The sequence below is a fragment of the Vibrio phycocola genome (genome assembly GCF_054404255.1).
In genome coordinates this window covers 214366-226524 of the sequence record NZ_JBTAMQ010000004.1, presented here as the reverse complement: position 1 = coordinate 226524, position 12159 = coordinate 214366, and the positions used below count along the sequence as shown (strand labels likewise).

Here is a 12159-nt window from a genome sequence, read left to right as displayed (position 1 = left end):
TCGAAATGTTGTTTGATCTCGCCTTTATATTTGCGCCTTTATTAGGGGGCTACTTAATTCCCAAAGGCTCTTCTAGTTTGAATCAGATAGTGAATCGTGCAGTTATGATTCTGATCTATCTAATGCTTGGCTTATTGGGTGTCAGTTTTTCAACTTTAGATGATTTTTCTCATCAGTTTTCTCAAGTCGTGATCATTAGTGTTACGTTTTTTATTTCGATCTCTATCGTCAACCTGTTGTTTCTGCCTTGGTTAGATCGAACAACAAAAATTGTCACCAATGGAAAAAGTAAAACATCCGCAAAAATGGCAATGTTCAAGGATTCTATTTTTCTCATTTTGACGGTCGTTTCTGGTGCTATCATTGCCTTTGCCCTGCCGTTTAACTGGCATTGGGTGAACTCAGGTATGGAGTGGGCATTATTTCTATTGCTCGTACTAATCGGGATTCAGCTGAGAGCAAGTGGCCTGTCACTACGAGAGATTCTACTCAATATTAATGGGTTAAAAATTGCGCTTATTGTCATTTTTTCGTCTTGGATCGGGGGCAGTTTTGCAGGTTATTTCTTAGGTATCCCTTTGTATGAATCTCTTGCAATGTCGTCAGGATTTGGATGGTACTCCCTCTCTGGTATTTTGATTGGCAAAGAGCTTGGCCCACTAATGGGCGCTGCATCTTTCATGTTAGAGCTAGGTAGAGAAATGGTCGCACTAGTACTCTTGCCCGTGCTCATCCGTCGTCGTCCGTTAACTGGAGTCGGCTATGCTGGTGCGACCGCTATGGATTTTACGTTACCTATCATTCAATTAAATGGTGGTATAAACTGCGTTCCTATCGCAATTGTTAGCGGCTTTTTACTCAGTATCTGCGTACCGCTATTTATGCTAATGTTTCTTTCCCTTGCAGCCTAGATCCCACGATTAACATTTTAGTTAAGAAATTGTTGGTAATTCTGCTAGATCATTTAAGATAATTAACAAATACTAATATTACCGTTCGCTACATAAAGGTTGAATAATGAAACGTCTTTCCCTCATCAGTCTGCTACCTCTTATTCTGATTTCCAACGTTAGTGCTCAAAGCATTGAAGAATGTGAAATTCAACAATACGATACTTACATTGATGCTTCTCTGAATTGGTACCAAGATCTCACCACGATCACTGTTAGTGAGTACCCAGACCTTGCTGGCGTTTCTGAATGGTTTTTGGAAGGCCGTAAACACCACTTTGAACTAAGCCGCGCCGTTGTTCACGATGCATTACATAATAGCCCTGAATCAATTTCGACTTCTCGTTCAATAGAATCGTGGCTTCAGCTGGAACAATCTGACGTCAAAGAACTTTCAATGCGTGATGATGAAATTGGAGCTTTGGCAAAACAAACGTTTAATGATCGTCAATCAACACCACACGAGAAAAATTATGACTTACGCTCTGCGTTTGCTGAGCTCTTAAGTCACCCGAAAAAAATTGATACTGCATTAAGTAAATACAATGAAAAAATGGAACTCATTGAACAGAGCCCATGCAAATAAAAATGTTATAAACATGTAGATTTTTAGACACAGAATTAATACGGGACATTCGTCCCGTTTTCGTTTAGATTGTCCCGCTAGTAAGAATTAGATACTGTTACAAATTCCATGGTCTCAGATAATAAAACAGCAGAAGCGAACTTTCAGAGTTTACTGCGCATTTTTACAGTGCCTGAAGGTCCCGATTCGACCCTAACAAAAATTGAAGAAGAGATTTCGCAAAATCTAAATGATTTCTTGCGTGGACATATTGTAGCTGAAGAAAAGCCTCTTTCCGAAATAGAGCAAGACTTTTCAAGCCCCCATATTCCTGAAATTCCTGAATTTGTCTCTGAACACACTCAACATTTATTAGAAAAGCTAGTTGCGCATTCCGTTCATACCTCGTCACCCAGCTTCATTGGTCATATGACCTCGGCATTGCCCTATTTCCTAATGCCCTTGTCAAAAATTATGATTGCGCTAAATCAGAACCTTGTAAAAGTCGAAACATCAAAAGCATTCACACCACTTGAACGCCAAGTTTTAGGAATGATTCATGGCCTGATTTATAAACAGGATGATGCATTCTATTCTTCATCGATGCATAGCACTAATCATTCACTAGGAGCATTTTGCTCGGGTGGTACGATTGCCAACATTACCGCTTTATGGGTAGCACGTAACAACGCACTACGCCCAGACGGTGAGTTTACCGGTGTCGAAAAAGAAGGGTTATTTCGAGCTATTAAGCATTATGGGTATAACGATCTCGCTATTTTAGTCTCTGAGCGTGGTCACTACTCGTTGAAAAAATCGGTCGACCTATTAGGTTTGGGTCAAGAAAGCATAATAGCGATTAAAACCGATGAAAATAACAAGATCATTCCTAGTGCGCTGGAAGAAAAAATTCTCGAGCTACAAGAAAAAAATATTAAGCCTTTTGCCGTAATTGGTGTAGCCGGTACAACCGAAACAGGAAATGTCGATCCTCTACGAGAAATCGCATTGCTTTGTCAAAAATACCAGTGTCACTTCCACGTCGATGCGGCATGGGGTGGAGCGACATTAATGTCGAACCATCACAGAGCGATATTAGATGGAATTGAACTGGCCGACTCTGTAACTCTTGATGCCCATAAGCAACTGTATATTCCAATGGGTGCGGGAATGGTCATATTTAAAGACCCAAGTGCGATGGATGTTATCGAACATCATGCAAAATACATTTTGCGCGAAGGTTCAAAAGACTTAGGGAGCCGCACTTTAGAAGGCTCTCGATCGGGTATGGCGATGCTTGTTTATGCCAGCATGCACATCATTAGTCGACAAGGTTATCAGTTGTTGATCGACGAAAGCATCGAGAAAGCGCACTATTTTTCATCGTTAATCAAACAACAACAAGACTTCGAGTTGGTATCAAAACCAGAGTTATGCATCCTTACTTACCGCTACCTGCCGGAGGTCGCTTGTCAGGCACTCTCAATCGCTCTCCCTGAAGACAAACGTACCCTGAACCATTTACTCAATGAGCTTTGTGTCTTTATCCAAAAGCGTCAGAGAGAGTCAGGTAAATCGTTTGTTTCGCGTACCCAACTCAACCCAATTCGCTGGACAAAGCTCGATACTGTCGTATTTCGCGTTGTATTGGCCAACCCATTAACGACACGCACTGTTCTTTCATCAATCTTGCAAGAGCAGAGAGAAATAGCCAAAGCCGCTCCTATATTATTAGGAAAGATAATTGACCTTTCAAATGCGATTATTCAACGTTGATTTGAAAGTAACTTTCTTTTTCTTGTAATGAAATAAACAAAACGGTTGAAGGTTTTACTCAAAGATGCGACTTTTATACTAATCACTGAAATTTATGTGAAATTTTGTTTGATGATAGTCATATTCTTATCATTTACTATTTCTAATTACTACAGAAACCAAGAGACTTAGGTTTATACTTGTTCAGTGATCATGGCAAAATTAGTGAAACGGTTAGAAGAGATAATTATCTCTCATTTTGCTTACGAAATTGACAAATTACTTGTGTGAATACGATGAATACTTTAGAAAAAATTCAAAAAAACTTAGAAAATTTCAGTAAGTCTGAACGCAAAGTTGCAGAAGTAATTATGGGTGCGCCGCAAACAGCCATTCATTCGAGTATTGCGACACTTGCTAAAATGGCGGATGTTAGTGAACCTACTGTAAACCGCTTTTGTCGTCGTCTTGATACAAAAGGTTTTCCTGACTTTAAATTGCATTTAGCCCAAAGCCTCGCTAATGGAACACCATATGTAAACCGTAACGTTGAAGAAGATGATGGCCCAGATGCCTACACTCAAAAGATTTTTGAGTCGACAATGGCATGTTTAGATGTCGCTAAAAACAGTTTGGATCACGCTCAAGTTAACCGCGCTGTTGACCTACTCACGCAAGCTAAACGAGTATCATTCTTTGGCCTTGGAGCATCCTCAGCTGTGGCTAGAGATGCCCAGAATAAATTTATCCGTTTCAACATCCCTATTTCTTGCTTTGAAGATATTGTTATGCAACGTATGAGCTGTATCAATTGCAGCGACAACGATGTTATTGTTTTGATTTCACACACTGGACGAACCAAAAGCTTGGTTGAAATAGCCGATCTTGCTCGAGAGAATGGTGCTACAGTAATCGCCATAACATCTAAAGACTCACCTCTTGATAAAGCTTGCTCACTTTCAATTTGCTTAGATGTTCCAGAAGATACTGATGTATACATGCCAATGGCAAGTCGTGTGGTTCAGATGACTGTGATTGATGTATTAGCGACAGGATTTACATTACGTCGTGGCTCTGGGTTTAGAGAAAACCTAAAGCGAGTCAAAGATGTGTTGAAAGAATCTCGTTTTGATAAATTATCCCATTACGAATAATCAGCTAACTTCTTGATGAAAGAGGGACCTGTTACGTTCCTCTTATCATTTCACAGCCGTAAATACATAACTCTATCTTATTAGTAACACTCCTCACTCTAACTTTTCCATATACAACAACACTTTTTCTTTCATAGCTTTTAGCTATTAAAACAAGAGATAAAACTTACTTTCATTTCTATGAGGGATAAGGCATAGTTACGGCAACAAAAGAATAAGGAGAGAGATATGTTTGTAGTGATTTTTGGTCGCCCTGGTTGTCCATACTGTGTTCGTGCAAAAGACCACGCGGAAACACTAAAGGAAAAACGTGATGATTTTAACTATCGCTACGTTGATATTCAGGCTGAAGGTATTAGTAAAGCTGACCTAGAAAAAACCGTTGGCAAACCTGTGAATACCGTGCCACAAATCTTTGTTGATCAAGACCATGTTGGAGGCTGTACTGAGTTTGAAGCCTACGCTAAAGAAAATTTAGGTCTATTCGACTAATCAGTGAATAAAAACCAAAAAAATGCGCTCAAAATTGAGCGCATTTTTTAACTTACAAGAATTTTTGACTATAAATCTATAACGTCAAATTTTGCCGCGATATCAACATCTGCGTCGTAATCCACACCTTCAACGCCAAAGCCGAATAATTTTAGAAATTCCTCTTTATACGCTTCATAGTCCGTCAACGACTTAAGATTTTCAGTCGTCACTTGAGGCCATAAATCTTGGCAATGTTGTTGAATATCATCGCGCAATTCCCAATCGTCTAAGCGTAAACGATTTTTGTCATCAACCTCAGGACTGGTACCATCCGCTTTATACAAGCGCTGACTAAACATGCGGTAAATTTGCTCCATACACCCTTCATGGACGCCCTCTTCACGCATTTTCTTAAATACCATTGCAATATATAGCGGCATTACCGGAATTGCAGAACTTGCTTGAGTCACCACTGACTTCAATACAGCAACATTCGCTGAACCACCTTTGTCAGATAATTTATCATTTAATTCGGCTGCGGCTCTATCGAGATCCATTTTAGCGCGCCCTAGAGCACCATCCCAATAAATTGGCCAAGTTAACTCTGTGCCAATATAGCTATAAGCGACTGTTTTACAACCGTCAGCAAGTACACCTGCATCGTCAAGAGCGTTAATCCAAAGCTCCCAATCTTCGCCACCCATAACGGTGATAGTGTCAGCGATTTCTTGCTCTGTCGCTGGTTCTACACTTGCCGTGATGATTTCATCTTTATTAGTATCCACTGCAGTTGCAGTATAGGTTTCTCCAATAGGCTTCAATGACGAACGGATGACTTCTCCGCTTTCAGGCATTTTGCGCACTGGTGAAGCTAACGAGTAAACAACCATATCAATTTGACCAAGATCTTCTTTAATCAACTCAATAGCTTTCTGTTTCGCTTCATTGGAAAATGCATCACCATTGATGCTCTTAGAATACAATCCTTCTGCTTTAGCGTATTTATCAAAAGCTGCCGTATTGTAGAACCCAGCTGTGCCCGGTTTTTTCTCCGTTGCCGCTTTTTCAAAGAAAACGCCAATAGTGGCTGCGCCGCCACCAAATGCTGCTGCGATTCGTGACGATAAACCGTAACCGCTAGAAGAGCCGACAACTAAAACACGTTTCGGTGGGTTTTTAATCTCGCCTTGAGCTTTAGTATATTCAATTTGTTCTTTTACATTCGCGTCACAACCAACTGGATGAGTCGTTGTACAAATAAAACCACGAATTTTAGGTTTGATTATCATATTCAACTTCCTTTAAAAAATCTTAGCTAGAATAAAAGTTTCCCTAGCAAATCTCACCTTATTTCTTAAATATCTTCGTAAAATTGTGAGTGGTTGGATCTCTAGAATGCCATTCAATTTCGTTTTCGCGAAATTACTTGAGCAAATATGCGAAAAAATACAAAAAGATTGGAACTGTTTGTAAATAGCACAGTCTATATCTCTGTAACAGAAATGATGTCGTCAGATGTTCGCAAGATTGATAACTGAATCCCTGTATACGCTGCTTTTTCTTGTTAACCTTATATTCTGCCGAGGAACATGTTCCTCGGTATTTTTTTGTTTAAATCTCGCTAATTTGCCAGTAGCATTAAAATACACTCCATGACGTAATCCATTGTGAATGTCACTTAAATTAAGCCAAAGCCCAGTAACTAAGCATTCATTTGAAGGTAGGGAATTTTATCTCAAGCGAGATGATTTACTTCATCCTCTATTTTCAGGAAATAAAGCCCGAAAGTTCAGTGAATTACTTACCTATGATTTTAGCCAAGTAGATTGCATTATTGGTTACGGTTCACCCCAGGCGAATTCTCTCTTTTCATTGGCAGCGCTTGCCCATATCAAACACGTTTCTCTAAAGTTTTATGTTAGCCGAATTCCATTGTGGTTGCAGCAAACACCGATTGGAAACTATGCAGCTGCGTTGAAACTTGGCGCCAAGATTATTGATCTCTCCGATTCTAGCCTAAACCCAAATCGGCAACACCCGAGTGAATATATCGAACATAATTTTTCTCAAGACAAAAACAAACTTTGTATCCCTGAAGGTGGTCGTTCACACATGGCTAAAATGGGCGTCGAGGTGTTGGGCCAAGAGCTTGTAGATTGGATTACTCAAAACTCGATTAAAAACCCTGTGATTGCGCTACCTTCAGGCACAGGTACAACAGCGCTCTTTTTGCAACAGTATTTAAAACCTCATCATATCGACGTACTCACCTGTGCCTGTGTCGGAGGTAACGATTACCTAATAGACCAATTTAGAGAATTAAAAGGTGGACACTATCCGACCCTTTTATCAGGCAAACCGAAGCATCATTTTGGTAAGCTGTATCTTGAGGATTATCTAATTTGGGAGCAATTAAAACACGAAACTGAAGTGGAATTTGATTTACTTTATGACCCGTTAATGTGGCAAGCACTAACGCCATGGCTGGAGCAGCATTCAGGTCACACCTTGATTTACATTCATCAAGGTGGTTTATTGGGCAACGAAAGTATGGAAAAACGTTATCAAAGAAAATACCCTGCCCTAGGTAATTTAACTTGAACCTAGAGACAAGTTACTATGTATATCTCGTTAGTGGCCATGACTGATTCTATATAACCGACCGAAGCAATGTTTTCGATTACCAAATACTCGTTTTATTTGAGCTAGCAATAGCTCAGCGCTGGATATGGAATCAATCAGAGCTCCATGAGCATTGTATTCTGGAAGTCCATATTTTTCTCGAATTGAAGATAAACGAAGATCGTAATTTGAATCCTTATTAATACTTTGACACAGCCTTTTTTCAAGCCCTAACGTATCAAGCCAAACCATAGGCAAAGAAGGTAACCCAAATTTATGATTAATATATCGATCGAGAAACCCTTGCTCAACAAAGCACGCGTGAGCAACAATCACTCTTCCTTGCGCTTGAGTAAAAAAGGCTTCCATTGCATCATCAAGTGTATAGCCATTAGATAACATTTCTGGTGTTAAATGATGAATAACGATCGATTCTTTCGATACCTTAGCACTGTCTTTCACCAACATTTGCACACTGCTAGAGAGGTCAATATGATAGTTTTTAATCACAACCCAGCCAATACTCACTATCGTGTCATGATTAGGGTCTAGCCCGGTGGTCTCCAGATCCAAACAGATATATTCAAGATCTTTAGCATCTTCATCTAAATGAGGGCAATCCCAATTTATATTAGCGCTTAAAAAATCAGGAATCGTTTCATTATCCCTCGCTTTTTGTCTTGCTCTATGTAGCTTGCGTAAGGGATGAAAATACGTCGTCCATGCCATGACTTTTAATTCCTAAGCTAACCAAATTTACTTAGCACTATTATCAATCAAAGCCATATTGTTAAGCAAGCTTTCCCAACGCACGACAATTAAAACCAGCTGTTTTTCTACTCTTTATTGCATGACAGGGAGTCGATGATTTTCAGTTGAAAGGTGGTTTGCAGAGGCTTCACGTGCTTTATCTGCATTTCCCGCCATGATTGCTTCATAAATACGGCGATGCTCACCAAAACACAACTCTCCTCCTGCAGAAGAGTGCGCAATAAAGTTAACAAACATGGTACTAAACACATTTCCGAACGGTAAATAAAAGAGGTTTCCCGTTGATTTAAAAATAAGACTGTGGAAATGAATATCAACGTCAATCCACTCCTGTTGATTAAACACTTCAGATTCTGACAATGCGCTCATCTTCTGAAACGTTTCAGATAACTCGATCCGTTGTTCTGACGTCGCATTTATCGCTGCTAATGCGCAAGCTTCGGGCTCAAGTGCTTTTCTAAGACCTAAGAACTTTTCACAATATTCTTTGGTCTCCATTAATCCATCCATCCATTCAATCAACTGTGAATCAAGGAAATTCCAGCTAGAACGCTCCATCACTCGAGTACCGATTTTAGGACGCGACTCTATCAATCCCTTCGAAGCAAGCAATTTTACCGCTTCTCTCAGAGCCGTTCTACTCACACCAAACTGCTCACATAAAGCCATCTCTCCAGGAATAATAGTTCCTTGAGCTAACTGCCCAGATAGAATTCCGCGTGCTATTTCACGAGCGACTTGAACATGTAAGCTACGCTTCGACTCTGTAATCGTGGAAAATTTACTGGACATGATACGCCTTAATAATAAATGAAGTTGAAATGAAGCAATAAATTCAATATAGCATCAGAGGAAATATCGACCAAGCTTTATATATGAAAAATCTATTCCTATCTAGGATAGGATATCCTAAGTATAATTAATTAAACAACTCTATGATCTGAGTCAAAGCTAATTAAAAATTAATTTATTCATAGATATTCACTTAAATATCAAAATAATATTAGATCTAACGTTGTTGATAATAGAATTTTTTATAATCTTATATTTCACTAAACGTCTATATAAGGCTCTAAACTTAGAGGCAACGAGTGAAGAATGAATAACCTTCTATTAGTCACACTTCACAACAGAACGAGCGCAATCAATTGAGTTAATTGTATCTACTGATATATCCCCGACACACAACTAAGACCAAGATTAAGACAAAACCTCACCCAAAAGCTCGGCATGAAAAATAAAATAACTTTAAAAACATATGGTTAAATAAAAAACAACAAACAACTCTACAGTTTTCGACCTATGTAGAATCAATAAGAGTAGTAATTTATACACTCATGAAAACTCTGATTAATCTGATAAGATAGCAAGAAACATGAGGTTTCCGATGTGATAGTAATAATACGATAAATCTTCAACTTTATAGAGTAATTGACCTAAACTTATTAGCTATTTAATATCATAATAATGGATAAAAGACGCTCTTAGTTTCATATAAATGATATAAAAACCACAGAGATGAGACTTAAAATACATCGTTCTAAGTATGACTCAGCTCTCGTTAGTATAATACAATCGACCTCTTACCTTTACATTTGCCCTTCCCTAAAGATTAAGGTGATACTAAGAAGATTATTAATCTTAATAATTTGGAGTTAATTTTTTACAATAATGGCTTCTAATATTTAGTACTGAGAATAACTTTAAATACTGTAATTTTCGTCAAACATTCATAACCCCTAATTACCTCACTTATTATTTCCGCAACAAAAAGTTACCATAAAACATACAATAGCGATTAGAATGCTCGTATTAAATATCACTGATTCACTTCGAGAATCAACAATGGAAATAGCTAACATTAAGACTTTTTCCCCACCACACTCCAAATTGTCTGCTAGGGTCATAAATTTTTCGACTGTAAGAAGTAAGGTGCTATATCACTAACAATATCACCTTTTCATTAATTCACATATCCGCAAAATACTTTTAACTAAATTGAAATAAATATCATTAATCTACGTATTTGTTAATTATTATCATTTAATACTATTGCGTGACAAATATCACACTGATAACAATTCATTAATATCCCAATATCTTCAATTTAGTCATTTTATTTGATTATGATCACAATAAAATTGGGTGATTTATAATTAAACTCTTATATATCAGTATGTTAACTGATGTCACATTTAACAGCAAAGATATTTGCGCACCCGATACCATGGTGTTATGGTTGGCCTGCATATGATAATTTAATAATACAATATGTTCTTAAATTAGTTTTTATCCAATATTTTTGTTGTTACTTAATAAGGTTAATTAATATGAAAAAGACAATTTTTTCTCCTCTAACACTGTCAGTTGCTATTGCTTCTGTATTCGCAACTGGCGTTCAAGCAAAAACAGTTTATGAAGATGATGCAATGTACCTTAACCTTACTGGTGAAGTTGCATTTGAATTAATTCGTGATGTTGATGACGGCGATAAAACTGAACCAAAAACCGACAACGTCGATTTAGAAGTTAAAGCAGGGTATAAACTAGAAAATGGCGTTGAGGTTGCAGGCTACTACGCATTTGAATTTGCAGGTTGGAGTGCAGAGCAAAGCAGCGCTAAAGACTTATTGAAAGATCACTACATTATCGTAAAAAAAGATAGCTTAACTGTTCAATATGGTGACTTCGATTATTCTGTCGATCGATTTGGTATCGCTAAAGATCTAGATGCAAAAACAACTAATGATTCCATTGGTAACCCTGATGATTCTGACGCAGATGGTTCAAAATCTGTGTTAGAAGTACAATACAAAGGCGATGGTTTCTATGTTGCTTCTTCTTTTGATCCCGGATTTGATAAAGACGATGCTAGCGATGAAACTAGCTATGACATCTTCGCTAAATTTAATGTCTCAGATGACGTAACTATTGGCGCAGTATACTCTTTCCAAGAGTATTATGATGGTGGAACCGGTAATGACGCTTACGATCAAACTTCGTACGGTGCTCAGATCCAGTACACTGGTATTCAAGACCTATATTTAGGTGCATCATATGTCTATGGTGATAGAGATGATGATAATAAAGATGCTTCAGGTATCGATCTTGCTGCACAATACAAGATAAGCAAAAAAATTAAAGTAGCAGCTGGTGTTGGCTTAGTTAACTATGACGAAGATGCTAACGATGACGTTACTTGGACGTACGTAAACGCTAACTACAACTTCACTAAAAACGTAGATGCATACGCAGAAGTCTATGACGAAGACAAAGACCAGTTAGGTTTCGTTGTTGGTATGTCTGTCGACTTCTAATTAGTTAGACCCATTGTTCTTTTTTGAACAGTAATTCCGTAGTATTTTGGCGTACCTAACTCTTTTGGGTACGCTTTTTTTCTTCCTTTATTCCTATCATAATTCCCTTCTTGATCGGCATCACAATCATGTGTTACTTTTGTATTATAATATAACTTAATGCGTATAATCGACGTCATTGTATATAATTAATAAACTGAACACTGGAGAAGATAGCTATGTCCCCTTTTTTTATGATAGATGAAAACGAATGGGAAGTTCTTGGCGGCGGAATCAAACGTAAGATCATTGGCCATACCAAAGATTTAATGGCGGTTCACCTAGAATTCGATAAAGGCGCGATTGGCGCACCTCACACTCACGAAATCCATGATCAAATTGGATACGTTGTATCAGGAAGTTTTGAAGCAGAGATTAATGGTGAGAAAAAAGTATTAAAAGCAGGCGATGCCTATATTGCAGCTAAAACATTTGAGCACGGTGCGGTTGCTTTAGAAGACGGCAGTATCCTACTTGATGTATTCTCACCACGTCGTGACGATTTTCTATAG

General features: G+C 38.2%; 11 protein-coding genes. 8 read left to right on the top strand and 3 right to left on the bottom strand.

All coding sequences use genetic code 11. The features are described 5' to 3' along the window. Nucleotides 1-5 precede the first annotated feature (5 nt). The 5 genes from ACXJY6_RS07265 to ACXJY6_RS07245 all read left to right on the top strand — a co-directional run bounded on the left by ACXJY6_RS07265 (nucleotide 6) and on the right by ACXJY6_RS07245 (nucleotide 4916). On the top strand, nucleotides 6-911 hold the full coding sequence (locus tag ACXJY6_RS07265; RefSeq protein ID WP_458767874.1) for a LysO family transporter: 906 nt from the start codon (nucleotides 6-8) through the stop codon (nucleotides 909-911). A 106-nt stretch (nucleotides 912-1017) separates the two neighbouring features. Next, entirely contained in the window at nucleotides 1018-1536 is a 519-nt protein-coding gene (locus ACXJY6_RS07260; RefSeq protein WP_458767873.1) for a hypothetical protein, read from the top strand. A gap of 108 nt (nucleotides 1537-1644) precedes the next feature. Beyond that, complete coding sequence (gene panP / locus ACXJY6_RS07255) at nucleotides 1645-3291, top strand: pyridoxal-dependent aspartate 1-decarboxylase PanP (protein WP_458767872.1); 1647 nt, start codon at nucleotides 1645-1647, stop codon at nucleotides 3289-3291. Nucleotides 3292-3566: 275 nt separating this feature from the next. Beyond that, nucleotides 3567-4424, top strand: coding sequence for a MurR/RpiR family transcriptional regulator (locus tag ACXJY6_RS07250; RefSeq protein WP_456049475.1), 858 nt, complete (start codon nucleotides 3567-3569; stop codon nucleotides 4422-4424). Between the two features lie 228 nt (nucleotides 4425-4652). Then, on the top strand, nucleotides 4653-4916 hold the full coding sequence (locus tag ACXJY6_RS07245) for a GrxA family glutaredoxin (protein WP_456049474.1): 264 nt from the start codon (nucleotides 4653-4655) through the stop codon (nucleotides 4914-4916). Nucleotides 4917-4984: 68 nt separating this feature from the next. On the opposite strand, the gene fabV is transcribed toward ACXJY6_RS07245, so the two are convergent. After that, entirely contained in the window at nucleotides 4985-6187 is a 1203-nt protein-coding gene (gene fabV / locus ACXJY6_RS07240) for an enoyl-ACP reductase FabV (RefSeq protein WP_458767870.1), read from the bottom strand. 382 nt (nucleotides 6188-6569) lie between these two features. Here fabV and ACXJY6_RS07235 point away from each other — a divergent pair, with 382 nt between their 5' ends. Next, the gene (locus ACXJY6_RS07235; protein WP_458767868.1) at nucleotides 6570-7499 is read left to right on the top strand and encodes a 1-aminocyclopropane-1-carboxylate deaminase/D-cysteine desulfhydrase; all 930 of its coding nucleotides are present in this window, start codon (nucleotides 6570-6572) and stop codon (nucleotides 7497-7499) included. Nucleotides 7500-7529: 30 nt separating this feature from the next. Here the strand turns inward: ACXJY6_RS07235 and ACXJY6_RS07230 are convergent, their stop codons facing one another. Together ACXJY6_RS07230 and ACXJY6_RS07225 are read right to left on the bottom strand one after the other, a co-directional pair. Then, nucleotides 7530-8249 (bottom strand): 3'-5' exonuclease, encoded by a 720-nt coding sequence (locus ACXJY6_RS07230; RefSeq protein ID WP_458767867.1) that lies wholly within the window; start codon nucleotides 8247-8249, stop codon nucleotides 7530-7532. Between the two features lie 114 nt (nucleotides 8250-8363). Next, a complete protein-coding gene (locus ACXJY6_RS07225) occupies nucleotides 8364-9083 on the bottom strand; it encodes a FadR/GntR family transcriptional regulator (protein ID WP_456049470.1) in 720 nt (239 codons plus the stop codon). A gap of 1538 nt (nucleotides 9084-10621) precedes the next feature. Between ACXJY6_RS07225 and ACXJY6_RS07220 the strand changes: the two genes are divergently transcribed. Further along, nucleotides 10622-11608 (top strand): porin, encoded by a 987-nt coding sequence (locus tag ACXJY6_RS07220; RefSeq protein ID WP_456049469.1) that lies wholly within the window; start codon nucleotides 10622-10624, stop codon nucleotides 11606-11608. A 218-nt stretch (nucleotides 11609-11826) separates the two neighbouring features. Next, nucleotides 11827-12159 carry a cupin domain-containing protein gene (locus tag ACXJY6_RS07215; protein ID WP_456049468.1) on the top strand — a complete coding sequence of 111 codons (333 nt, stop codon included), beginning with the start codon at nucleotides 11827-11829 and terminating at the stop codon, nucleotides 12157-12159.

What these genes read in the sequence shown, in the direction of transcription:
- panP (WP_458767872.1), top strand. Translation starts at nt 1,645, where the DNA reads ATGGTCTCAGATAATAAAACAGCAGAAGCGAACTTTCAGAGTTTACTG.
- ACXJY6_RS07230 (WP_458767867.1), bottom strand. Translation starts at nt 8,249, where the DNA reads ATGGCATGGACGACGTATTTTCATCCCTTACGCAAGCTACATAGAGCA.
- ACXJY6_RS07260 (WP_458767873.1), top strand. Translation starts at nt 1,018, where the DNA reads ATGAAACGTCTTTCCCTCATCAGTCTGCTACCTCTTATTCTGATTTCC.
- ACXJY6_RS07245 (WP_456049474.1), top strand. Translation starts at nt 4,653, where the DNA reads ATGTTTGTAGTGATTTTTGGTCGCCCTGGTTGTCCATACTGTGTTCGT.
- ACXJY6_RS07220 (WP_456049469.1), top strand. Translation starts at nt 10,622, where the DNA reads ATGAAAAAGACAATTTTTTCTCCTCTAACACTGTCAGTTGCTATTGCT.
- ACXJY6_RS07265 (WP_458767874.1), top strand. Translation starts at nt 6, where the DNA reads ATGTTGTTTGATCTCGCCTTTATATTTGCGCCTTTATTAGGGGGCTAC.
- fabV (WP_458767870.1), bottom strand. Translation starts at nt 6,187, where the DNA reads ATGATAATCAAACCTAAAATTCGTGGTTTTATTTGTACAACGACTCAT.
- ACXJY6_RS07215 (WP_456049468.1), top strand. Translation starts at nt 11,827, where the DNA reads ATGTCCCCTTTTTTTATGATAGATGAAAACGAATGGGAAGTTCTTGGC.
- ACXJY6_RS07250 (WP_456049475.1), top strand. Translation starts at nt 3,567, where the DNA reads ATGAATACTTTAGAAAAAATTCAAAAAAACTTAGAAAATTTCAGTAAG.
- ACXJY6_RS07235 (WP_458767868.1), top strand. Translation starts at nt 6,570, where the DNA reads ATGTCACTTAAATTAAGCCAAAGCCCAGTAACTAAGCATTCATTTGAA.
- ACXJY6_RS07225 (WP_456049470.1), bottom strand. Translation starts at nt 9,083, where the DNA reads ATGTCCAGTAAATTTTCCACGATTACAGAGTCGAAGCGTAGCTTACAT.